At 62.6% G+C, this 20,831-nt stretch carries 23 protein-coding genes; 18 read left to right on the top strand and 5 right to left on the bottom strand.

The features are described 5' to 3' along the window. Nucleotides 1-241: 241 nt before the first annotated feature. The 6 genes from ACNA1V_RS12490 (at nucleotide 242) to ACNA1V_RS12465 (ending at nucleotide 5,114) form a co-directional block, all read left to right on the top strand. The gene (locus ACNA1V_RS12490; protein WP_415833936.1) at nucleotides 242-877 is read left to right on the top strand and encodes a gamma-glutamylcyclotransferase; all 636 of its coding nucleotides are present in this window, start codon (nucleotides 242-244) and stop codon (nucleotides 875-877) included. Nucleotides 878-998: 121 nt separating this feature from the next. Next, nucleotides 999-1,631, top strand: a complete 633-nt coding sequence (pdxH, locus tag ACNA1V_RS12485; protein WP_415833935.1) for a pyridoxamine 5'-phosphate oxidase — start codon at nucleotides 999-1,001, stop codon at nucleotides 1,629-1,631. A gap of 93 nt (nucleotides 1,632-1,724) precedes the next feature. Further along, entirely contained in the window at nucleotides 1,725-2,237 is a 513-nt protein-coding gene (locus ACNA1V_RS12480; RefSeq protein ID WP_415833934.1) for a flavin reductase family protein, read from the top strand. A 76-nt stretch (nucleotides 2,238-2,313) separates the two neighbouring features. After that, on the top strand, nucleotides 2,314-3,168 hold the full coding sequence (gene purU / locus ACNA1V_RS12475) for a formyltetrahydrofolate deformylase (RefSeq protein WP_415833933.1): 855 nt from the start codon (nucleotides 2,314-2,316) through the stop codon (nucleotides 3,166-3,168). A 15-nt stretch (nucleotides 3,169-3,183) separates the two neighbouring features. After that, nucleotides 3,184-3,873 (top strand): TetR/AcrR family transcriptional regulator, encoded by a 690-nt coding sequence (locus tag ACNA1V_RS12470; RefSeq protein ID WP_415833932.1) that lies wholly within the window; start codon nucleotides 3,184-3,186, stop codon nucleotides 3,871-3,873. 335 nt (nucleotides 3,874-4,208) lie between these two features. Further along, complete coding sequence (locus tag ACNA1V_RS12465) at nucleotides 4,209-5,114, top strand: shikimate dehydrogenase (RefSeq protein ID WP_415833931.1); 906 nt, start codon at nucleotides 4,209-4,211, stop codon at nucleotides 5,112-5,114. A 115-nt stretch (nucleotides 5,115-5,229) separates the two neighbouring features. Here the strand turns inward: ACNA1V_RS12465 and ACNA1V_RS12460 are convergent, their stop codons facing one another. The 5 genes from ACNA1V_RS12460 to ACNA1V_RS12440 all read right to left on the bottom strand — a co-directional run bounded on the left by ACNA1V_RS12460 (nucleotide 5,230) and on the right by ACNA1V_RS12440 (nucleotide 10,020). Continuing rightward, complete coding sequence (locus ACNA1V_RS12460; protein ID WP_415833930.1) at nucleotides 5,230-6,273, bottom strand: L-threonylcarbamoyladenylate synthase; 1,044 nt, start codon at nucleotides 6,271-6,273, stop codon at nucleotides 5,230-5,232. After that, on the bottom strand, nucleotides 6,270-7,466 hold the full coding sequence (locus ACNA1V_RS12455) for a 5-(carboxyamino)imidazole ribonucleotide synthase (RefSeq protein WP_415833929.1): 1,197 nt from the start codon (nucleotides 7,464-7,466) through the stop codon (nucleotides 6,270-6,272). The genes ACNA1V_RS12460 and ACNA1V_RS12455 overlap by 4 nt, the downstream gene beginning before the upstream one ends. A gap of 20 nt (nucleotides 7,467-7,486) precedes the next feature. After that, entirely contained in the window at nucleotides 7,487-8,011 is a 525-nt protein-coding gene (gene purE / locus ACNA1V_RS12450) for a 5-(carboxyamino)imidazole ribonucleotide mutase (protein WP_415833928.1), read from the bottom strand. Between the two features lie 261 nt (nucleotides 8,012-8,272). Next, entirely contained in the window at nucleotides 8,273-9,157 is an 885-nt protein-coding gene (locus ACNA1V_RS12445; protein WP_415833927.1) for a phosphoribosylaminoimidazolesuccinocarboxamide synthase, read from the bottom strand. 128 nt (nucleotides 9,158-9,285) lie between these two features. Continuing rightward, nucleotides 9,286-10,020 (bottom strand): GntR family transcriptional regulator, encoded by a 735-nt coding sequence (locus ACNA1V_RS12440; protein WP_415833926.1) that lies wholly within the window; start codon nucleotides 10,018-10,020, stop codon nucleotides 9,286-9,288. 300 nt (nucleotides 10,021-10,320) lie between these two features. Here ACNA1V_RS12440 and ACNA1V_RS12435 point away from each other — a divergent pair, with 300 nt between their 5' ends. The 12 genes from ACNA1V_RS12435 to ACNA1V_RS12380 all read left to right on the top strand — a co-directional run bounded on the left by ACNA1V_RS12435 (nucleotide 10,321) and on the right by ACNA1V_RS12380 (nucleotide 20,791). Further along, complete coding sequence (locus tag ACNA1V_RS12435) at nucleotides 10,321-10,692, top strand: hypothetical protein (RefSeq protein WP_415833925.1); 372 nt, start codon at nucleotides 10,321-10,323, stop codon at nucleotides 10,690-10,692. Nucleotides 10,693-10,735: 43 nt separating this feature from the next. Beyond that, on the top strand, nucleotides 10,736-11,035 hold the full coding sequence (locus ACNA1V_RS12430) for a hypothetical protein (RefSeq protein WP_415833924.1): 300 nt from the start codon (nucleotides 10,736-10,738) through the stop codon (nucleotides 11,033-11,035). Nucleotides 11,036-11,067: 32 nt separating this feature from the next. Further along, entirely contained in the window at nucleotides 11,068-12,390 is a 1,323-nt protein-coding gene (locus ACNA1V_RS12425; protein WP_415833923.1) for an aromatic ring-hydroxylating dioxygenase subunit alpha, read from the top strand. Nucleotides 12,391-12,406: 16 nt separating this feature from the next. Beyond that, on the top strand, nucleotides 12,407-13,846 hold the full coding sequence (locus ACNA1V_RS12420) for a glutamine synthetase family protein (RefSeq protein WP_415833922.1): 1,440 nt from the start codon (nucleotides 12,407-12,409) through the stop codon (nucleotides 13,844-13,846). A gap of 9 nt (nucleotides 13,847-13,855) precedes the next feature. After that, nucleotides 13,856-14,179, top strand: coding sequence for a 2Fe-2S iron-sulfur cluster-binding protein (locus tag ACNA1V_RS12415; RefSeq protein WP_415833921.1), 324 nt, complete (start codon nucleotides 13,856-13,858; stop codon nucleotides 14,177-14,179). Continuing rightward, a complete protein-coding gene (locus ACNA1V_RS12410) occupies nucleotides 14,176-15,438 on the top strand; it encodes an NAD(P)/FAD-dependent oxidoreductase (RefSeq protein WP_415833920.1) in 1,263 nt (420 codons plus the stop codon). Before ACNA1V_RS12415 ends, ACNA1V_RS12410 begins: the two co-directional genes overlap by 4 nt. A gap of 70 nt (nucleotides 15,439-15,508) precedes the next feature. Continuing rightward, nucleotides 15,509-16,711 carry an ABC transporter substrate-binding protein gene (locus ACNA1V_RS12405; protein WP_415833919.1) on the top strand — a complete coding sequence of 401 codons (1,203 nt, stop codon included), beginning with the start codon at nucleotides 15,509-15,511 and terminating at the stop codon, nucleotides 16,709-16,711. Between the two features lie 17 nt (nucleotides 16,712-16,728). Further along, a complete protein-coding gene (locus ACNA1V_RS12400) occupies nucleotides 16,729-17,589 on the top strand; it encodes a branched-chain amino acid ABC transporter permease (RefSeq protein ID WP_415833918.1) in 861 nt (286 codons plus the stop codon). Further along, nucleotides 17,586-18,548, top strand: a complete 963-nt coding sequence (locus tag ACNA1V_RS12395) for a branched-chain amino acid ABC transporter permease (RefSeq protein WP_415833917.1) — start codon at nucleotides 17,586-17,588, stop codon at nucleotides 18,546-18,548. Before ACNA1V_RS12400 ends, ACNA1V_RS12395 begins: the two co-directional genes overlap by 4 nt. Then, a complete protein-coding gene (locus ACNA1V_RS12390; protein WP_415833916.1) occupies nucleotides 18,545-19,321 on the top strand; it encodes an ABC transporter ATP-binding protein in 777 nt (258 codons plus the stop codon). Before ACNA1V_RS12395 ends, ACNA1V_RS12390 begins: the two co-directional genes overlap by 4 nt. After that, the gene (locus tag ACNA1V_RS12385) at nucleotides 19,311-20,069 is read left to right on the top strand and encodes an ABC transporter ATP-binding protein (protein WP_415833915.1); all 759 of its coding nucleotides are present in this window, start codon (nucleotides 19,311-19,313) and stop codon (nucleotides 20,067-20,069) included. The genes ACNA1V_RS12390 and ACNA1V_RS12385 overlap by 11 nt, the downstream gene beginning before the upstream one ends. Further along, nucleotides 20,066-20,791 carry a type 1 glutamine amidotransferase gene (locus ACNA1V_RS12380; RefSeq protein ID WP_415833914.1) on the top strand — a complete coding sequence of 242 codons (726 nt, stop codon included), beginning with the start codon at nucleotides 20,066-20,068 and terminating at the stop codon, nucleotides 20,789-20,791. The genes ACNA1V_RS12385 and ACNA1V_RS12380 overlap by 4 nt, the downstream gene beginning before the upstream one ends. Nucleotides 20,792-20,831 lie beyond the last annotated feature (40 nt).

Genomic DNA, 20,831 nt, shown 5'->3' with positions numbered 1-20,831 from the left:
ACCCAGCCCTTGCTGCCCCGCAAGGCGCTTATATCCTTGCATCAAGGTAAAAATAATCTCCATATAACCATTATTTATATCCATCTCATGCCTGGGAGGACTATCTTTATGCACATGCACGCTGTAACTGTCTTGTGAAGCAAGGTTTTCCAGGTGCAGAACGCCTGGTTTGCCACCTGCCGGTGCAAACCAGATAATTGCCCGTGATTACTGATCCCCTATCGCCGTGACCACCCTTGTCATGACCGGAAGCAATTCCGCACACATCCCGCTCTGGACGCCGGAACAGCTCCAGGCATCACAGGATGCGCTGCTGTCGCAGCGTGACCCTGGCGACGATGTCTGGATTTATGCCTATGGCTCGCTGATCTGGCGCCCTGACTTCCCGTTCCTGGAGCGTCGTGCCGCCACGCTGGTCGGCCATCATCGCGCCCTGTGCCTGTGGTCCTGCATCAATCGCGGCACGCCTGAACAGCCCGGCCTGGTTTTCGGCCTGGATCTGGGCGGCTCTTGCCATGGGATGGCCTACCGGATCGACGCCAGCCAGATAGACAGTATTTTTCCGCGGCTGTGGCAACGCGAAATGTCCACGGGCTGCTACCAGCCAAGCTGGCTGCGCTGCAGCAGTGACACAGGTGATATCCGTGCGCTGTCGTTCGTCATGAACCGCAGCCATCCTGGCTATATCACCGGGCTGAGCCAGGAAGAACAGATCGCCATCATCCTCGGCGCCTCGGGCTCCTGCGGCCCTTGCTCCGACTATGTGCTGGAAACCGCCAAGGCCTTGCGCCAGGCCAATATCCTTGACGAACAGCTGGATCGACTGGCCCGTCAGCTGGAACCGGCCCTGCGTACACGCCAGATCCTGGCAGCCTGAGGCGAACCGTCCGATTGCCGGCGCGGCACCGCAAAACAGGGTGCCCGCCAGCAGTTTGCTGCCCTGGACACGCCTGCCGTTATACACTCGGGATATCCCGACTCTCATATGACGCCGCATCATGTCTATTGCCAACCTGCGCCAGACTTATAGCCGCGACACCCTGCTGGAGCAGGATCTCGCCCCCACGCCCATTGAACAGTTCGAACGCTGGTTCCAGGCAGCCCAACAGGGCGAGGTCGCGGAACCCAATGCCATGACGCTGGCCACGGCCGATGCCGACGGCCATCCGGATGCCCGGATTGTCCTGATCAAAGGCGTCGATGAGCGCGGCTTTATCTTCTTCACCAACCGCGAATCACGCAAGGGGCAGGAAATGGCTGCCCAGCAGCGCGCCTGCCTGCTGTTCTTCTGGCAGCCGCTGCAACGCCAGGTACGCATCGAAGGCCAGATCGAATGGCTGCCCGATGCCGAATCCGACGCCTACTATCACAGCCGTCCGCTGGATTCCCGCCTCGGTGCCTGGGCCTCGCAACAAAGCGCGACCACGACCCGCGCCGAATTGGAAGCCGCCTTCGAGGCCGCGCGCGCCAAGTATGGCGACCAGCCGCCGCGTCCGCCGCATTGGGGCGGCTACCTGGTTCGCCCTGACGCTGTGGAGTTCTGGCAAGGCCGTCCGTCGCGCCTGCACGATCGCCTGCGCTACGAACAACAGGCCGACGGCCAGTGGCATGTCCGCCGCCTGGCGCCTTGAGGCCAGGCTGCCGGCCTGCGCCATCTCTTCTATCATTGCTATCCGGCGCGCCCTTTCTTGCGCGCCGCCGCGCTTTACCCTGCAAGCCCTGTCATGACTCCTAACCAGCCCGATTTCGACTCCGCCCACTTCCGCGCCACCCTGGGCCGTTTTGCAACGGGCGTAACGGTCATCACCACCTTGCAGCCGGACGGCAAGCCCGTCGGCGTCACCATCAGTTCCTTCAATTCCGTATCGCTGACGCCGCCGCTGGTGCTCTGGAGCCTCATGCAATCCTCGCATCTGCTGCCCTGGTTCACCAACGGGCAAGCCTATGTGATCAATGTCCTGTCGCACCAGCAGCAAGACCTGGCCATGCGCTTTGCCCGCGGCCCCAGCGAAACACGCTACGATGGGCTGCCGGATCTGCGTACCGCAGCTGGCACGCCCTGGCTAGGGCCGGACTGCGCCGCCTGGATGGAATGCCGGCCCCACTCCCATCACGAAGCTGGCGACCATGTCGTCCTGATCGGACAAGTGGAGCACTGCGCCCATGGCGAAAATGCGCCATTGATTTATCATCGCGGCAACTTCAATCTGACGCCGGTGGCCGGCGCCACCGCCTGATACCGGCCGCCTGCCGTCACTCCAGGCCGCGGCGCCCCCAGGCGCCAGCGCCCCACTCATAACAATATTGCCGACCATGTCGCACCAAGACTACATCCTGACTCTTTCCTGCCCCGACCGCACGGGCATTGTCTATCACGTCAGCCAGCTACTGTACCGCCATCACTGCAATATTCTCGATTCGCAGCAGTTCGGTGACGAAGACACCCAACGCTTTTTCCTGCGCGTCCATTTCCGCCAGCCTGTCGGCAGCGACCACGCCGAGCTGCGCGAACAGATGTCGCAAGTGGGCGTGCAATTCGGCATGGATTGGCAATTGCACGACGCCCAGCGCCGCTCCCGTCTGCTCATCATGGTGAGCAAACAGGGCCACTGCCTGAACGACCTGCTGTTCCGCACCCGCAGCGGCCAGCTGCCGGTGGATATCGCTGCTGTCGTGTCCAACCACAATGACTACGCCAACCTGACCGCCTCCTACGGCATTCCCTTCCACTATCTGCCGGTCACGGCCGATACCAAGGCGCAGCAGGAAAAGCAGATCCTCGACATCATTGCCGCCGAGAAAGTCGATCTGGTCGTGCTGGCCCGCTATATGCAGATCCTGTCGCCGGAACTGTGCCGCGCGCTCTCGGGCCGCGCCATCAACATCCACCACAGCTTCCTGCCCAGCTTCAAGGGCGCCCGCCCTTACCACCAGGCCCACCAGCGCGGCGTCAAGATCATCGGCGCGACGGCCCATTACGTCACGGAAGATCTGGACGAAGGCCCCATCATCGAACAGGATATCGCCCGTGTGGATCACACGCTGACCCCGGCGGATCTCACCCAGGTCGGCAGCGATATCGAATCGCTGGTGCTGTCGCGCGCCGTACGCAGCCATGTGGAACATCGCATCCTGCTCAACAACAACCGCACGGTTGTGTTCCGCTGACGCCTGAAACACGCCATGACCCAGCAGTCCGATGCCGCGCCGCGTCCCGAGCCCAAAAGCAAGAACAAGACCGGCCGCACCAATGATCCCAAAAGGACCATGCAGGATATCATCGAGGTCGCCACGCAAGAGTTCGCCCGCAAGGGCCTGACCGGCGCGCGCATCGACGAAATCGCCGCGCTCACGCGCACCAGCAAGCGCATGATCTATTACTACTTCGAGAACAAGGAAGGGCTGTACGTGGCCGTTCTCGAAGCCGTTTACCGGCGCTTGCGCAGCATTGAAAACGAGCTGCATCTGGATGATCTGGACCCGGAAGCCGCCATGCGCAGGCTGGTGGAGTTCACGTTCGACTACCAGTATGCCAACCCCGATTTCGTCCGTCTGGTCATGACGGAGAACATCAATAACGGCGTCTATCTTGCCCGCTCCCGGATCATCCAGGAATTGAATGTTCCCGCCATCGACGCGGTCGGTTCCGTGTACCGCCGAGGCGTGGAACAGGGGCTGTTCCGGCCGGGGCTCTCGGCCATCGAGCTGCACCATTCCATCAGTGCGCTGTGTTTTTTCAACGCCTCCAACCAGAACACCTTTTCCCTGATCTTCAAGCGCGACTTCAATGAGGCCGATGCCCAGGCCGCCAGACGAGAAGCGGCAGTGGACATGATGATCCGCTACGTGCGCCGCAATCCCGCCATAGATTGACGCAAAGCCAGGGCCGCATGAGCGGCCCTGGCTTTTTGAACCGGCTTTTTCTACCCGACCCCACCGGCCGCCCAGCGGCACAAAAATCCCTGTCCGGCATTCTTGTGCTTATCGGTTTTATCCCTCAGAATATAAAACTAACTAGTTCGTATATTATTGCCCCCAGGCAGATGAGGGACGTTTTTTCCGCCATGCACCACCGTGTCGTGCTTGGCGGCCATCTGTCTTCCGGGCAGCCTGTTCGCCGCCAAGAGCCTTCAAACGCCACCAAGCACCACCATTTCGCCAACCGGGCGCCATTCATCCAGGCAGCGCACCCACTACCAAGACATGCCATGTCCCAGACTCGTTCCGCTTCCCCCGTCCACGCTTCCGCCCCCCGTGCCAGCTATCTGCTGGGCCTTATCGGTTCCGGCATCCAGTTGTCGATGACACCTGCCTTGCACGAGGAAGAGGCTCGCAACCAGGGCATGCGGCTGCACTACCAGTTGATCGACCTGGATCGTTCACCACGCCAGGATGGCGCGCTGCCCGAACTGCTGGAAGCCGCCCGCGTCATGGATTTCGCCGGCCTCAACATTACCTATCCCTGCAAGCAGATCATCCTGCCGCTGCTCGACAGCCTGTCGCCGGATGCCGCAGCCATGGGCGCCGTGAACACGGTCGTTATCCAGGATGGCAAGCTGCACGGCCACAATACCGATGGATCCGGCTGGCGCTGGGGCATGCAACGCCATCTGCCCGACGCCAATCTGGATCATGTCGTACTGCTGGGCGCCGGCGGCGCCGGGGCTGCCATTGCGCATACCATCATCCAGATGGGCGCGCGCTCGTTGCGCATCGTAGATGCCGACCCGCAGCGCGCCGGCGCCCTGGCCGCAGAACTGAACCGGCAATACCGCACCCATGCCGCCAGCGCCTCGGCCAACGCCGCCAGCGCCCTGGACGGCGCCACCGGCCTGGTGCATGCCACGCCTACCGGCATGGCCAAGCTGCCCGGCTTGCCGCTGGATGCAACATTGCTGCGCCCTGAGCTTTGGGTCTCGGAAATCGTCTATTCGCCACTGGAAACGGAACTGCTGGCCGCAGCCCGGCGTATCGGCTGCCGCACCGTCGCCGGCACGGCCATGGCCGTTGGCCAGGCAGTCGATGCATTCCGTTTATTTACCGGCCACGAACCCGACGCCGACCGCATGGAAAAGCATATCCAGGCCATGATCCAGGCCCGCAATCAGCCATAAAACACGGCGGCTGCACAACGTCGGACGAAAAAAATGCCGGGTGTTGCCCAGCATTTTTTATCTGATGCGCGGCCCGGCATACGGGGGCACATTCGGCCCAAACCGGCCAAGCGCCTTATTCAAAGGCGGCGGCAGCACGCCCCAGGCGATCCCGCACAGCGTCCCACTGCCCGCCTTCGGGCAGCCGCTGCACCAGAATTTCAGCGTAGCCGCCGGCATCCAGTTCGCGCAGCAAGGCATACAGCTGCCTGGCATAGGCATCCGGGCCGCCCGTTACGTGACGCCATGCAATACCCGGCAGATTTCCCTGGCTGGCTGGCGCCAGGCCCGAGGTATCATGCACCAGCACCGCCATGGCAGGACCGGTAGCGCCGGCCGCGCGCCCGGCCAGCAATGCTGACAGCGTCTCGGTATCACACAAGCGTACCGGCGTTGCGGGGGCATAGTGCGCCTTGAGCGTACCCGAGGCACGAGGCGCCTGCGCATCCGGCCGCGCCGGCAAGCTGCCCGTGACACTGGCGATCTGTTCCGGAGTGATATGCCCCGGACGCAGCAACACCGGCCCGATGCCTTCCTGTACCCTGGACACATCCAGAATGGTCGATTCGATGCCGACATCCGACGCGCCGCCTTCCAGCACCAGCAATTCGCCCGCTGCCAGCGATTCGGGAAACTCTTGCCGCACATGCTCGGCGCGCGTCGGCGATACCTTGCCGTAACGGTTGGCAGACGGGCCGGCCACGCCGGCACGCTGCCCCGGCCTGATGCGCGCAAATTCGCGCAGCAAAGCCTGCGCGACCGGATGCGACGGGCAACGCACGCCCACGCTATCCTGGCCGCCGCTGACCGCATCCGGCACGCCTGCGGCACGTTTGAGAATCAAGGTCAAAGGCCCCGGCCAAAAGGCCGCCGCCAACGCTTGCGCCACTGGCGGAATATCCGTCGCCCAATCGGACAACGGCGTTTCCGGCGCAATATGCACGATGACCGGATGATTCGATGGCCGGCCTTTGGCCGCATAAATACGCCCGACTGCGGCCGGATCTGCGGCGTCCGCCCCCAGCCCATAGACCGTTTCCGTCGGAAACGCGACCAGGCCGCCGGCGTCCAGATGACGCGCTGCGGCGGCAATCTCCTCGGTGCCGGGCAACTTGCTCATGGCTGCGGGATCCCCAGCAGGCTGGCAATGGCCTGCGCATCCGCGCGCGCCTGCTCCAGTGTCGCGGCCACGACATTGATATGGCCCATTTTCCGGCCAGGACGCGCCTCATGCTTGCCATACAGATGCAAATGCGCCGACGGAAACGCCAGGACGGCAGCCCAATCCGGCTCATTCGCCTGCTCGGCATCCTGCCGGAACCAGATGTCGCCCAACAGATTCAGCATGATGGCCGGAGAATGCGCCTGGGGGTTCCCCAGCGGCATGCCGGCCACAGCACGTGCCTGCTGTTCAAACTGGCTGGAAAAACAGGCGTTCTGCGTAAAGTGCCCGCTGTTATGCGGCCTGGGTGCGACTTCATTGGCCAGCAGCCGGCCATCCTGCAATACAAAAAACTCCACGCACAGCACACCCTGGAAAGCCAGGCCATCGGCAACACGGCGGGCGGCGTCCTGCGCCTGCGCCACCAGCGCAGCGTCCTCGGCCATGCCGACCGTCGTGACGGCCAGAATGCCCTGTTCGTGGGCATTGCGCGCAATCGGGAATACGGCTGTGGCGCCATCGGCGCCACGCGCCAGCACCACGGAAATCTCGTGGTGCAGGGGCTGCAAGGCTTCCAGCACGCAGGCCACACCGCCCCAGGACTCAAACGCCGCCAGCGCTTCGGCCCGATTCGCGACCCGCGCCTGGCCTTTGCCGTCGTAGCCCAGGCGCGCTGCCTTGAGAATGCCGGGAAAGAGCGCATCGGACGCCGCGTCGAGATCGGCCGCAGCACGAATGGCCGCATAGGGCGCGACCGCAATGCCCTGCCCCGCCAGAAAATCCTTTTCCGCAATGCGATCCTGCACCACGGCCACGGCGTCGCCCGCAGGCGCAACGCGCGCACGCAGCGCCAGGCGGCGCAGGCTATCCGCCGGGACGTTCTCGAATTCCGTCGTCACGGCCGCACATTGCGCCGCCAATTCATCCAGCGCCGCGACATCATCATAGGCCGCACGGATATGGCGGTCTGCCGCCTGAGCTGCCGGGCAGTCGGCCGCCGGATCCAGCACCGCCACCCGATAGCCCATGGCCTGGGCCGCATGCACGAACATGCGCCCCAGCTGGCCACCACCCAGCATGCCCAGCCATTGGCCCGGCAGAATCGGCGCCTGGCCGATCGTTAGATCATTGTTCACTTGCTTGGTACTCATGAATGCCATCCGCCGGAAACTCAGGGTGCCGCGGGCGGCACGACCATGGCGCGCGCCTGGCCCGTTTGCCGCGCACGAAACGCCAGCAGGCGCTCGCGCAACCCGGCGTCGGTCGTTGCCAGGGCGGCCACGACATGCAATGCCGCATTGGCGGCACCGGCTTCGCCGATGGCAAACGTGGCCACGGGCACACCCTTGGGCATTTGCACGATGGACAGCAGGGAATCTTCTCCGCGCAGATAGCGCGACGGCACCGGCACGCCATAGACCGGCACTTCCGTCAGCGCCGCCAGCATGCCCGGCAGATGCGCAGCACCGCCGGCACCGGCAATAATGCCGCGCCAGCCTGCGGCGCTGGCTGCGGCACCGTAGGCCACCATATCCAGCGGCATGCGGTGCGCCGATACCACGCGCACATCATAGGGAACCCCGAACGCATCCAGCATATCGGTGGCCTGCTTCATGATGTCCCAGTCGCTGGAAGACCCCATGACGACGCCGACGACGGCATCAGCGCGCAGCGGAGGATCGAATTCAATGGTCATTTCAGGAAAGCCTCGCGCCAGGGCGCGCATGCGGGACTGGCATGGGGCATGCCATCTTCCGGCGTTGCGCCACCCGCTCTGGCGGAAAAGAATTGGTAATCCGCTATTTTACCGCCTGAGCGGCGGTCACTGCGGAGATAGTGGCAGCCCGCGGACGATATGGCGCAGCGGGCCGGGAGGGCGTGGCAGGCTTGCGACAATCCCCCTGACAGCCCCCGGCACTGGCGCCCGCCCGACAGGGCTGGCGCCAGCCAGCCGGGATCAACCTTGGGTCAGGCGCTCAAGGGCTTCGCGATACTTGGCTGCGGTCTGTTCCGCCACGGCTGCGGGCAAGCGCGGCGCAGGCGGCGTTTTGTCCCAGGGCTGGCTTTCCAGCCAGTCGCGCAGGAACTGTTTGTCGAACGACGGCGGGTTGACGCCCGCACGGTAGGAATCCGCCGGCCAGAAGCGCGAGGAATCCGGCGTCAGCACTTCATCCATCAGATGCAGCACGCCCTGATCATCCAGGCCGAATTCAAACTTGGTATCGGCGATGATGATGCCACGGGTCGCGGCATATTCGGAGGCTTCGGTGTACAGGCGCAGTGCAGCGTCGCGGATGCGGCCGGCCAGTTCCGCGCCCACGGCCTGCTCGACATAGGCGAAATCGACGTTTTCATCATGCAGGCCGAATTCTGCCTTGGCCGCCGGCGTGAAAATCGGTTGCGGCAGTTTGTCCGCCAGTTGCAGGCCGGCCGGCAGCTTGACGCCGCAGATCGCGCCCGTGGCCTGGTAATCCTTCCAGCCCGAACCGATGATGTAGCCACGCGCCACGGCTTCGACCAGGATAGGCTTCAAACGCTTGACGACGACGGCACGGCCGCGCACCTGCTCACGCTCCGCAGGCGTGACCACGCTTTCCGGATCTATTCCCGTGGAGTGGTTGGGCATGATGTGCGCCAGCTTCTTCAGCCAGAACTCCGTCATCGACGTCAGTACCTGGCCCTTGCCCGGGATCGGGTCGTCGAGAATGACGTCGAACGCCGAGATGCGGTCGCTCGCGACGATGAGCAGCTTGTCGTCGCCGACTGCGTACATATCGCGGACTTTGCCACGGCCCAGCAAAGGCAGCGACGTAATGGAAGATTGATGCAAGGCGGAAGTCACTCTCGTATTCCCCGGAGTCAGATTCAAAAATGCAGGGCACAACCCAACAAGGCTATCCGGTTTTCCCGGACTTGCGGATTTTAGCCCCTGATCTGCCCTCGATGCGCCGAGTGTGTCCGCGCAAGACCTTATAGACGCCCTTTGGTGTCCACCAGACGCATGCTGGGCATCAATTCCACCGCCAGCTCCGGCTTTTCCAGCGCATATTCAAGATTCATCCGGGCAATTTCCACGTGCTCCTCGCCCAGCGCCTGAGCTCGATACCCTTGCCCGCGTTCGATGGCCTGGAAAATGGCGTGGTGCGTGCGATGCGCATGTTGCATCCACTGCTGCCCTTCCTTCATATTGGACTGCATGGGCAGCATGGCGCTGGGCGCGGCGAAAGGCTGCCCCACCAGCAACTCCAGCATGCGCGTCAGCATGACATTGCCGCAACCCTCCAGAATCAGTCGGTGGAAACGGTCATTCATTTCCACGTAGGCAGCATAGTCGTCCAGATCCATCTGCGCCTTGTAAACCACGCGGTCGCCGTCATCCAGGCACTCCTGCAGTTCGCGCAGCAATTGCCGCGGCGCCCCCTGTTCGGCCAGCAGCCGCGCCGCGAAACCTTCGATCAGGCCGCGCAGACGGATGGCGTCAGCAATCTCGCGCGCCGTGAACTGGCGCATCCGATAGCCCCCGCCCGGCGCCGATTCAATCAGTCCTTCATGCTCCAGGCTGGTCAGGGCGAGACGCACCGGCGTGCGGGAAGCGCCCAGCTTTTCAGCCAAAGGCACTTCGGCCAGCCGCTCCCCTGGCACAAACTCGCCTTTGAGGATCATGTCCCTGAGTTGTACCAATACCCGCGATTGTTGAGAGTCCATATTCAGCCACGCCTAGCGCCCATGCAGGCCAGCAGCACGATACGCCCCTGGCACCCCGCCACTCTGAAAAGCAGCACCCATCCTGCATGCAGAAAAGAACAGCAGGATAACCCGATGGCTGCCGTGCCGCACCCCACTGGTGCGGCACGGCAGCCAGAAACCCCCTGCCCGCGCCAGACTGCATACAGTTAAAAGCATTCTGCACCAAAAAAATACGGCTCACCACAAAAACAAAAAAATCGTTTTATATCAAATAGATAAAAAACAAAAAAACACACCAGTCAAAATGAATCCTGGATTTTGACATCCAGACCAGCAAGAAAATCACGCAAAAAACACCGTATCTGCAGAAAAAACCGCCATTCCAGCCAGCCAGACCAAAAACCAGAGGGGGAAAGATACCCCTATCCTGATTCCAATCATTATCCAAAATCACCACAGGATAGAAAAAACATTTTATTGCCGCGCACCAATACGAACAAATCAGCGCCCCAAAAAAAGGCGGCCCATCTATTCACTCGCACCAGCATGGCGCATGCACCAAATCCAATTCCGCACCATTCCGCCATGCACCAGAATTTCCCAAAACCGCATCAAGCCCATTCAGATAGAAAACAAATAAAAATAATTATCAAAAACAAAAGTGACATTGAAAAACAAAAATACCCATGAAAAACATACAGATATAAAACAACAATATCCAGAGCAACCCTGTATGCTCGATATCCCTAGTTGCCAAAAAAAATCGTTTTCTCGAAATACACAAGCAACCCGACCTGAAAAACCATTTCATATTTTTCGAAAAAATCCTGCAGACGCAGAGATGCCGCCATGTCTCCAAACAAAAAAACAAGAAACGCCAGACCTCTCCTCCCCCAAAAAATTTATTGGAATTTTCACGCAATCAAAAACCCCTGAAATTAAAAATCCATTGACCCGGAATTCCTGTCTGCGTAAATTATTTTCACTGCATACCGCTGCATACAGTGGAATACACAACACCACTGATTGCTAATAAACCCAGGCATTCATCAGGAGGGATTTCCCATGCTCAGCGCAGAACAAAATGACTTCATCACGCGGGTCGGTCCCGGCACTCCGGCCGGCACGCTGCTGCGGCGTTATTGGCAGCCCGTTGCGCTGGCCGAAGAATTGCAGGGGCCGCGCCCCTTGCGACCGGTCAAACTGATGAACCAGAATTTCGTCCTGTTTCGTGATGAAAACGGCAAGCTGGGCATGCTCGACCGTGATTGCCCGCACCGCGGCGCCGATCTGGCTTTCGGCCGCCTGGAAGACGGCGGGCTGCGCTGCCCGTTTCACGGCTGGCTGTTCGACGCCCAGGGCAACTGCCTGGAAACCCCTGCTGAACCCGCTGGCAGCAAGCTCTGTACCCGCATCAAGCAAGCGGCCTATCCGGTCGTGGAAAAAAGCGGTGTGATCTTTGCCTATATCGGCGAAGGCGAGCCGCCCGCCTTCCCCGATTTCGACTGTTTCGTCGCTCCCGACAGCCACACCTTCGCCTTCAAGGGGCTATGGGAATGCAATTGGCTGCAGGCACTGGAAGTCGGCATGGACCCGGCCCACGCCTCATTTCTGCACCGTTTCTTCGAGGATGAAGACACCTCGGAAAGCTATGGCAAGCAGTTCCGCGGCGCATCCGCCGACTCGGAACTGGCCATTACCAAAGTGCTGCGTGAATACGACCGCCCCGAAATCCGCGTCACACCCGCGCCCTATGGCATGCAACTGACCACGCTGCGTACGCTTTCCGACACGCAAACCCATGTCCGGGTCACCAACGTCATCTTCCCCCAAGCCTTCGTCATTCCCATGAGCACCGAGATGACCATCTCGCAATGGCACGTGCCTGTGGATGACACCCATTGCTACTGGTACGCCATTTTCACGAGTTTTGCCGGGCCGGTGGACAAACAGCAAATGCGCGAACAGCGGTTGGCCACCATCGAGTTGCCGGACTACACCTCGCGCAAGAACAAACGCAACAACTATGGCTACAACGTCGAAGAGCAGCTGACCCAGACCTATACCGGCATGGGCATGGACATCAACGTGCACGACCAATGGGCCTGTGAATCGCTGGGGCCGATACAGAACCGTACCCGCGAACACCTGGGCACGACCGACAAGGGCATCATCGCCTATCGCCGCATGCTGGTCGGCGCCATCGAGGCCGCACTGTCGGGCGCACCGGTGCCCATGCAACCCAAACCGGAAGAAGCCGCCGCGCTCTATGGCCCGCCCTCCATCGACGGGGTTGCCGACGCGGACCGCACCGACGCCTATTGCGCAGAGGCCGATCTGTTGCGCCGCCGTGGTTCCGACTGGGCCAGCGCCCGCCTGCAGGCCTGAAGGAAGGGAAGCCGACATGGCCAGTTTTGTTGATCGCTTCAATCTCTGGTCGGAAGACCAGCATCGTCAGGCTGATGAATTAGTCGCACGATTCGCGTCCGGCGATGTGGATACCGTCCGCTTTGCCTGGCCGGATCAGCACGGCATTCTGCGCGGCAAGACACTGGTGGGCGCAGCAGCAGGCGCAGCCCTGCGCAACGGCGTCAACCTGACCTCCACCCTGCTGGCCAAGGACACCTCCCACAAAACGGTCTTTCCGGTTTTTTCCAGCAATGGCGGCTTTGCCATTCCAGGCTTGCAAGGCGGCGCCGATGTCACCCTGGTGGCAGACCCGTCCACGTTCTGCATGCTGCCCTGGGCGCCGCGTACCGGCTGGATCCTGTGCGACGCCCATATGAGCGACGGCACACCCTGTCCCTTCGGCACGCGGCAGATTCTGCAACGTGCCATCCGCGAACTGGATACGCTGGGGCTGGACTTCATCGCCGGGCTGGAGGTCGAGTTCCACGTCTTCCGTCTCGATGACGCCCGCATGAACCTGGGCGACTCCGGCCAGCCCGGCGAACCGCCACGGGTCTCCCTGCTGACCCACGGCCATCAGTACCTGACCGAACTGCGCTATGACCGTGTCGATGACCTGATGCAACTGCTGCGCACGCAGTTGCTGGCGCTTGGCCTGCCATTGCACTCCCTGGAAATCGAGTTCGGCCCCAGCCAGTTTGAACTGGTATTCGGCCCGACGCGCGGGCTGGCGCCGGCCGACACCATGGTGCTGCTGCGCAGCGCCATCAAGCAGATTTGCCTGCGCCATGGTTATCACGCAACGTTCATGTGCCGGCCTCGCATCCCGAATGTCATGTCCAGCGGCTGGCATCTGCACCAGTCCCTGTGCCGCAAGGACAACGGCGTCAATGCCTTCATGCCGGACACGGACGAACACCCGCTGAGCCCTTGCGGCATGCATTACCTGGCCGGGCTCAAGCAGCACGCCCGTGGCGCCGCCCTGTTCGCCAGCCCATCGGTCAATGGTTTCCGGCGCTACCGTCCCTTTTCCCTGGCGCCGGATCGTGCCATCTGGGCTCGCGATAATCGCGGCGCCATGCTGCGGGTTCTGGGCGGCCAGGGCCAGGCCGCCAGCCGCATCGAAAACCGCGTCGGCGAACCCACGGCCAATCCGTACCTGTATCTGGCCGCGCAGATTTTCTCCGGCCTGGACGGGATGGCACGCCAGCTGGATCCCGGCCCTTCCGCCGACGCCCCCTACGAAACCCCGGCAGAAAACCTGCCCCGTTCCCTGCCGGAAGCCATGGCGGCATTGCGCCAGGATGCCGTGCTGACCCAGCAGATCGGCCCGGCCTTCATCGACTACTACTGCCATATCAAGCAGGCCGAGCTGGACCGTTTCAATCTCGAAGTCAGCGAGTGGGAACAACGCGAATACTTCGATATGTTTTAAGGCCATCCCATGCCCACCATTCACTACATCCTCAAAGACGGCAGCACCCGCAGCATTGTGGCCAAGACCGGTGCCAGCGTCATGGAAACCGCGATCCACAACAATATTCGCGGCATAGACGCCGAGTGTGGCGGCTGCTGTTCCTGTGCGACCTGCCATGTATATGTCGCGGATGCCGACATCGGCCGCCTGCCGGCGCCGGACGACATGGAAGAAGAATTGCTCGACGGCGTGGCCAGCGAGCGCCTGCCAGGCAGCCGGCTGAGCTGCCAGCTGATCCTCACCGAGGCCCTCGATGGCCTGACCGTCCGCGTACCGGAGAGCCAGTCATGAGCGGCGCCGCGGCGCCAGCCTCGCGCCCGCTGCCGCTGGTCATCGTCGGTGCATCCTATGCCGGCACGCAGCTGGCCGACAGCCTGCGCCGCCTGGGCTATGACGCGCCCATCATCATGCTGGGCGACGAAGCCCATGCGCCGTACCAGCGCCCACCGCTTTCCAAGGGACTGCTGAACGGCAAAAGCAGTGTGGAAAGCCTGGCGCTCAAAGGGCCGGACTATTTCCGTGAACAGGATATCGAACTGCGGCTGGGCACGCGCGCCGTCGCGCTGGACCCCGGCCACCGAACGCTGACGCTGGCCGATGGCTCGCTCTTGCCTTATGGCGAGCTGGCCCTGGCCACCGGCGCCCGCTGCCGCCCGTTACCCCTTCCTGGCGCAAACCTGGCAGGCATCTATCCTCTGCGCACCCTGGACGATGCGCTCGCCCTGGATGCCGCCTTATCCCAGGCCCATCGGGCCTGCATCATCGGCGGCGGATTCATCGGCCTGGAAGCTGCCGCTGCACTGACCGGACGCGGCCTTGCCGTCACACTGGTCGAAACCCACCCGCAGCTGCTGTCGCGCAGCCTGCCCACGCCCATGGCGCGCTATCTGGAACAAAAGCAGCGCGACAACGGCGTGGATATCCGGCTCGGCCAGGGCGTTCGCCAGTTGCGCGGCGCCGGCGGCCGGGTGACAGGCGTGGAGCTCAATGACGGCACGGTACTGGCCTGCGATCTGGTTGTGCTCGGCAACGGTGTTCAACCCAATGATGAACTGGCGCGGCAAGCAGGTATCGCCTGCGACAACGGCATCCTGACCGATGCTTTCGGGCGGACGGACGCTCCGCATGTCTATGCCATCGGCGACGTCGCCAATACCCTGCAGCCGGATCGTCCCGGCCTGCCGCGCCACTTGCGCCTGGAATCCATCCAGGCCGCCAACGATGGCGCCCGCGCCGCCGCATCCGCACTGGCCGGCAACCCTGAGCCCTACACCGGCGCCCCCTGGTTCTGGAGCGACCAATTCGCGCTCAAGCTGCAGATGGCCGGCCTGGCGCTGCCCGGCGATGAAACCGTGATTCGCGGCGACAGGGAATCCGACCGTTTCAGCGTGTTCTATCTGCGTCATGGCCGTATCGCCGCCGCGCATTCCGTCAACCGTCCTGGTGAACATATGCTGAGCCGCAAGCTCATCGGCGCCGCCGTGGCGGCCACGCCTGCCCTGCTGCGCGACGAAACCTTCGACCTCAAACAGCTGCTCGCAAGCGGCTGACCCGCTCGCCCGCACAGAACAACGATTCCCCGTCCCCTTTGTCCACCAACAGCCACAACGGAGTTCCCCCATGAAAATGAGCAAGAGAACCTTGATCGGCACCGCCCTGCTGTCCTGTATCGGCGCCACCCTCGGGTTGCCGGCGCAAGCCGAAGAGCCGCTGAAGATAGGCATGATCGCCAGCTACTCCGGCCCCTATGCCGACTATGGCCGCCAGTTCGATGCCGGCGTCGAGCTGTATCTCAAGGAACACGGCGGCAAGATCGCGGGCCGCCCGGTGCAGATCATCCGCAAAGACACCGCCGGTGCCGCCCCCGACCTGGCCAAGCGCTATGCTCAGGAACTGGTGGTACGCGATAAGGTGAACCTGCTGACCGGCCTGGACTTCAGCCCCAATGCCTACGCCGTCGCGCCCATCGCCACGCAGGCCAAGGTGCCCGTCCTGGTCATGAACGCCTCGTCCTCGGCCATTACCAACAGCTCACCCTATATTGCACGCCTGTCCTTCACCGTGCAGCAGGTTTCCGATCCGATGGCGCGCTGGATGCTGGAAAACGGCGTCAAGGAAACCATGGTCGTGGTGGCGGATTACGCCTCCGGCACGGATGCCTATACCGCATTCAAGAACGCCTTCGAGGCCGGCGGCGGCAAGGTGCTGGGTGAAATCCGCACCCCCATGTCCAACCCCGACTTCTCTGCCTATGTCCAGCGCATCAAGGACGCCAAGCCCGAATCGGTCTTCTTTTTCTTCCCGTCCGGCGTCATGCCGCCCGCCTTCCTGAGGGTCTGGAAAGAACGCGGACTGAGTGAAGCCGGCATCAAGCTTTTCGCGACCGGCGAAGCGACCGACGATAGCTTTCTCGATGCGACCGGCGACATTGCGCTGGATCTGATCACCAGCCACCACTATTCCTACGCGCATCCGTCGGAGAAGAACCAGAAGTTCGTCCGCGACTTCGAAGAAAACTTCGGCACTGCCATGCGGCCCAACTACTTTGCCGCCACCGCCTATGACGCCATGGCCGCCTATGACCTGGCGCTGGCCGCAACCGGCGGCGACACCGACGGCGCCAAAGTCATGGATGCCCTGGCCGGCCTGAGTTTCGAAAGCCCGCGCGGCCCGATCCAGATCGACCCGGAAACCCGCGACATCGTACAGACGGTCTATATCCGCAAGGCTGAAAAGGTGGATGGCAAGCTCGTCAACGTCGAATTCGACGCTTATGAAAATGTGAAAGACCCTGCCAAGGCAGACGCCGCCAAGGGCAAATAAAAGGCAGGAGCATCTCGATGGCGACAGTGATTTTCGATGGAGTGGCCTACGGGATGCTCCTCTTCCTTTTGAGCGTCGGGCTGTCCGTGACCATGGGGCTGATGAATTTCGTCAATCTCGCGCACGGCGCCTTCGCCATGGCTGGCGGCTATGCCGCCAGCTTTGCAATGCAGCGCTACGGACTGGACTTCTTCAGTTCGCTCGCCCTGGCTTTCGTCGCCGCCGCCTTGTGCGGCGCCGTCCTGGAGCAATTGTTCTTCCGGCGTCTGTACCGCGCGCATCCGCTGGATCAGGTGCTGTTTTCCATCGGCCTGGTATTTGCTGCGACGGCAGGCATCACCTATCTGTTCGGGCCGTCCATGCAACCCTTCCGCATGCCGGCCGTGCTGGAAGGCCAGATCACGCTGCCGGGCCTGGATATCAGCCGCTATCGGCTGTTCCTGGTGCTGGCCGGCCTACTCATTTGGGGCGGCTTGCTTCTGCTGCTCAACAAGACCCGTTATGGCGCCATGGTACGTGCCGCCGTCGATAACCAGCGTGTCGCGGCGGGGACGGGCATCCATGTCAAGCGGCTGTTCTTCCTGACCTTTTCATTCGGATGTGGACTGGCCGGCGTAGGTGGCGCACTGAGCCTGGGCGTCATCGGGCTGGAACCCGCCTTCGCCCTGAAATACCTCGTGTACTTTCTGATCGTCGTCTGCGTTGGCGGGGCGGGCACCATCACCGGCCCCTTCGTTGCTGCATTGCTGCTGGGCATTGTGGATGTCGCTGGCAAGTACTACCTGCCCGAAGCCGGTTCGTTCCTGATCTACGTCTTCATGGTCGCACTGCTGCTGTTGCGCCCCAACGGCATCATTCCTCGCAAGGGGCTGGCATGAAAAAACTCTCTATTCCCCAAGACCGCCTGCCCTGGCTGGAAGCCCTGTTCTGGGTGGCGCTGGCCGCCTGCAGCCTGCTGCTGCCCGACCGTCTGACGCTGTTGAGCCAGATACTGATCTTCGGCCTGTTTGCGGTTTCCCTTGATATCGCTCTCGGTTATGCCGGTATTCTGACCGTCGGGCATGCCGCCTTCTTCGGCCTGGGCGCCTATGCCGCCGGCCTGCTGGCCAAACATGGCTGGGCCGAACCGTTTTCCGGCTTGCTGCTGGCCTTCGCAGTCTGCGCGCTGGTCGGCTATCTGCTGAGTTATCTGGTGGTGCGGGGCTCCGACCTGGCACGCCTGATGATCACCATCGGCGTCTGCATGCTGTTTGCCGAACTGGCCAACCGCCTGAGCAGCATCACCGGCGGCACGGACGGCCTGCAGGGTATCGAAATGTGGCCGGTACTGGGCTATTTCGACTTCGACCTGTGGGGCAAGACCGCCTTCTTCTATAGTTACGCCGTGGTACTGGTGGTATTCCTGCTGGCTCGGCGCATCGTCCGCTCGCCCTTCGGCCTGGCGCTACGCGGCATTCATGACAATCGCAAACGCATGCGCGCCATCGGCTCGCCGGTAGATCAGCGCCTGCGCATGGCCTATTGTTTTTCCGCAGCCATTGCCGGCGTTGCCGGCGCCTTGCTGGCCCAGACCACCCAATTCGTCGGTATCGAATCCATCGGTTTCAACCGCTCGGCAGAAATCCTCATCATTCTGGTGTTGGGCGGCACCGGCAGGCTCTACGGCGGCCTGATAGGCGCCATTATCTACATGGTGCTGCATGACGCCTTCGCCAAACTGAATCCGGAATTCTGGATGTTCTGGATTGGCATCTTCCTGATGGCGATGGTCATGATGGGCCGCGGCGGCATCCTGGGCCTGCTCTCACGCCTGTTCACTCTGGGGAAAGCACGATGAAACCGCAAGGCAGCGCCCTGCCCCTGCAAACCCGCGGCCTGGGCATACGCTTCGGCGCTTTTGCCGCCGTCACCGACGTCAACCTGTTGCTGGAGCCAGGTTCGCGCCAGGCCCTGATCGGGCCCAATGGCGCCGGCAAAACCACGCTGATCAATCTGCTGACCGGCGTCCTGCGGCCCAGCAGCGGCAACATCATGCTGGGCAAGCAAGACATCACCCAGCACTCCTGCGACCAGCGCGCACGCGTCGGCCTGGTGCGCACCTTCCAGATCAATACGCTCTTCCCTAGCCTGACCCCGCTGGATTCCATCGTGTTGGCCATCTGCGAACGCGAAGGGCTGGGCGCGAACTGGTGGCGCAACCTGCGGCGCATGCCCGGCGTCCACGACGAAGCGCATGAACTGCTGGGGCGCCTGCGGCTCGACAGCGTCGCCACCACGCCTGTCACCGAACTTGCCTACGGCAAGCAGCGCCTGCTGGAAATCGCGCTGGCGATGGCCGCCAGGCCACATATCCTGCTGCTGGACGAGCCGGCGGCGGGCATACCGGAAGATGAAAGCGGCGAGCTGTTCGAGGTCATCGCCGCCCTGCCCGACGACATCAGCATTCTGTTCATCGAACACGATATGAATCTGGTCTTTCGCTTTTCCAAACGTATCTCCGTCCTGGTTGCCGGCAGCATTCTGGCCGAAGGCAGCCCGACGGAGATCATGACCGACCCGCGCGTGCGGGAAGTCTATCTCGGTACCACCGGAGTTCCCCATGCCGGCTGATGCACTGGTTTTCGATGCCGTGACGGCCGGCTATGGCAATGCCGTCATCCTGGACCGTTTAAGCCTGGCCCTGCCTGCCGGCCAGAGTCTGGCCATCCTCGGGCGCAACGGTGTCGGCAAGACAACACTGCTGGAAACTCTGATGGGCAATACGCGTGTCATGGGCGGTGCGATCCGCTGGCATGGAACCGACATCACCCAGGCTGCGCCGCACCGGCGGGTACGCGCCGGCCTGGGCTGGGTGCCCCAGGAACGCGAGGTCTTTCCATCCCTGACCGTCGAAGAGAATCTGAGCACCGTCGCCCGCCCCGGCCCCTGGAACCTGGCGCGCGTCTATGGGTTGTTTCCGCGCCTGCAGGAACGCCGCGGCAACTATGGCAACCAGCTATCCGGCGGCGAACAGCAAATGCTGGCCATCGGCCGGGCGCTGATGACCAACCCGCGCATGCTGCTGCTGGACGAACCCATGGAAGGCCTGGCGCCCATCATCGTGGAAGAACTGGCGCGCGCCATCATGCAGCTATGCGAAGAGGACGGCCTGCCCTCCATCATCGTAGAGCAACACCCGGTGCTGGCCTTGTCCATGACGCACCAGGCGATCGTGCTGGAACGCGGCGCCGTCTGCCACGCCGGCGCCAGCCGCGAACTGGCCGCTGATACCGCCTTGCTGCAGCGCCTGCTGGGCGTCGGCATGTCCGGCACGGCGCCGCCCGCCTCCCAGCCATCCCCTACCGGAAACCCGGCATGAAACCCGTCGCGATTTTTCAACATACCGAAGTCGGTGCGCCAGGCAGCGTGCCCGCCATCCTGAACGCCCTGGGCATTCCCTACCGCCTGATCCCGATCGTCGATGGCGCCCCGGTGCCTGCCCGTGCCGATGCCTTTTCCGGCCTGATCTTCATGGGCGGCTATATGAGCGTGCATGATCCGCTGCCCTGGCTGGCACAGGAAATGTCCTTGATCCGCCAGGCGGCCGACAGTCGGATTCCGCTCTCGGGCCACTGCCTGGGCAGCCAGATCATGGCCGTCGCACTCGGCGGGGAAGTCAGCCGCAATCCACGGCCGGAAATCGGCTGGCAGCCCATTACCGTAACCGGCGCGCCGGCCGCAGCAGACTGGCTGTCCCGTCCTGCCGGACACGAACTGCTGACCTTCCAATGGCACGGCGATACCTTCCATCGCCTGCCTGAAGGTGCCGAATTGATTGCCACCAGCGCCCATTGCCTGCATCAGGGCTTTGTCCTCGACGGCATCCATATCGCCATGCAATCCCACCTGGAAATGACGCCGGCGCTGGTGCGCCTTTCCGTGGCGCGCAACGGCCAGCAACTGGATCGGGAACTGGCTGCCGGAAACCCCGCCGTCACATCCAGGGCCGACACCCTGGCGGCGCTGGACGCTAAAACGGCCGCGCTGCATGACACGCTGGCCCCCCTGTACGCTCACTGGGCCCGCAACCTGCAGCCATGAACCGCGCCGGCCGCACTGGCCGGCCAGCCATTCGCCAGAC

The sequence above is a fragment of the Kerstersia similis genome (genome assembly GCF_965139615.1).
Lineage (GTDB): Bacteria > Pseudomonadota > Gammaproteobacteria > Burkholderiales > Burkholderiaceae_B > Kerstersia > Kerstersia similis.
Note: the sequence above shows the minus strand (reverse complement) of the source record. Positions and strands in the feature narration are given on the sequence as shown.

Bases quoted from the DNA above. Each gene is read 5' to 3' on its own strand.
- ACNA1V_RS12490 (WP_415833936.1), top strand. From the start codon at position 242: ATGACCGGAAGCAATTCCGCACACATCCCGCTCTGGACGCCGGAACAG.
- pdxH (WP_415833935.1), top strand. From the start codon at position 999: ATGTCTATTGCCAACCTGCGCCAGACTTATAGCCGCGACACCCTGCTG.
- ACNA1V_RS12480 (WP_415833934.1), top strand. From the start codon at position 1,725: ATGACTCCTAACCAGCCCGATTTCGACTCCGCCCACTTCCGCGCCACC.
- purU (WP_415833933.1), top strand. From the start codon at position 2,314: ATGTCGCACCAAGACTACATCCTGACTCTTTCCTGCCCCGACCGCACG.
- ACNA1V_RS12470 (WP_415833932.1), top strand. From the start codon at position 3,184: ATGACCCAGCAGTCCGATGCCGCGCCGCGTCCCGAGCCCAAAAGCAAG.
- ACNA1V_RS12465 (WP_415833931.1), top strand. From the start codon at position 4,209: ATGTCCCAGACTCGTTCCGCTTCCCCCGTCCACGCTTCCGCCCCCCGT.
- ACNA1V_RS12460 (WP_415833930.1), bottom strand. From the start codon at position 6,273: ATGAGCAAGTTGCCCGGCACCGAGGAGATTGCCGCCGCAGCGCGTCAT.
- ACNA1V_RS12455 (WP_415833929.1), bottom strand. From the start codon at position 7,466: ATGAGTACCAAGCAAGTGAACAATGATCTAACGATCGGCCAGGCGCCG.
- purE (WP_415833928.1), bottom strand. From the start codon at position 8,011: ATGACCATTGAATTCGATCCTCCGCTGCGCGCTGATGCCGTCGTCGGC.
- ACNA1V_RS12440 (WP_415833926.1), bottom strand. From the start codon at position 10,020: ATGGACTCTCAACAATCGCGGGTATTGGTACAACTCAGGGACATGATC.
- ACNA1V_RS12430 (WP_415833924.1), top strand. From the start codon at position 10,736: ATGCTCGATATCCCTAGTTGCCAAAAAAAATCGTTTTCTCGAAATACA.
- ACNA1V_RS12425 (WP_415833923.1), top strand. From the start codon at position 11,068: ATGCTCAGCGCAGAACAAAATGACTTCATCACGCGGGTCGGTCCCGGC.
- ACNA1V_RS12420 (WP_415833922.1), top strand. From the start codon at position 12,407: ATGGCCAGTTTTGTTGATCGCTTCAATCTCTGGTCGGAAGACCAGCAT.
- ACNA1V_RS12415 (WP_415833921.1), top strand. From the start codon at position 13,856: ATGCCCACCATTCACTACATCCTCAAAGACGGCAGCACCCGCAGCATT.
- ACNA1V_RS12410 (WP_415833920.1), top strand. From the start codon at position 14,176: ATGAGCGGCGCCGCGGCGCCAGCCTCGCGCCCGCTGCCGCTGGTCATC.
- ACNA1V_RS12405 (WP_415833919.1), top strand. From the start codon at position 15,509: ATGAAAATGAGCAAGAGAACCTTGATCGGCACCGCCCTGCTGTCCTGT.
- ACNA1V_RS12400 (WP_415833918.1), top strand. From the start codon at position 16,729: ATGGCGACAGTGATTTTCGATGGAGTGGCCTACGGGATGCTCCTCTTC.
- ACNA1V_RS12395 (WP_415833917.1), top strand. From the start codon at position 17,586: ATGAAAAAACTCTCTATTCCCCAAGACCGCCTGCCCTGGCTGGAAGCC.
- ACNA1V_RS12390 (WP_415833916.1), top strand. From the start codon at position 18,545: ATGAAACCGCAAGGCAGCGCCCTGCCCCTGCAAACCCGCGGCCTGGGC.
- ACNA1V_RS12385 (WP_415833915.1), top strand. From the start codon at position 19,311: ATGCCGGCTGATGCACTGGTTTTCGATGCCGTGACGGCCGGCTATGGC.
- ACNA1V_RS12380 (WP_415833914.1), top strand. From the start codon at position 20,066: ATGAAACCCGTCGCGATTTTTCAACATACCGAAGTCGGTGCGCCAGGC.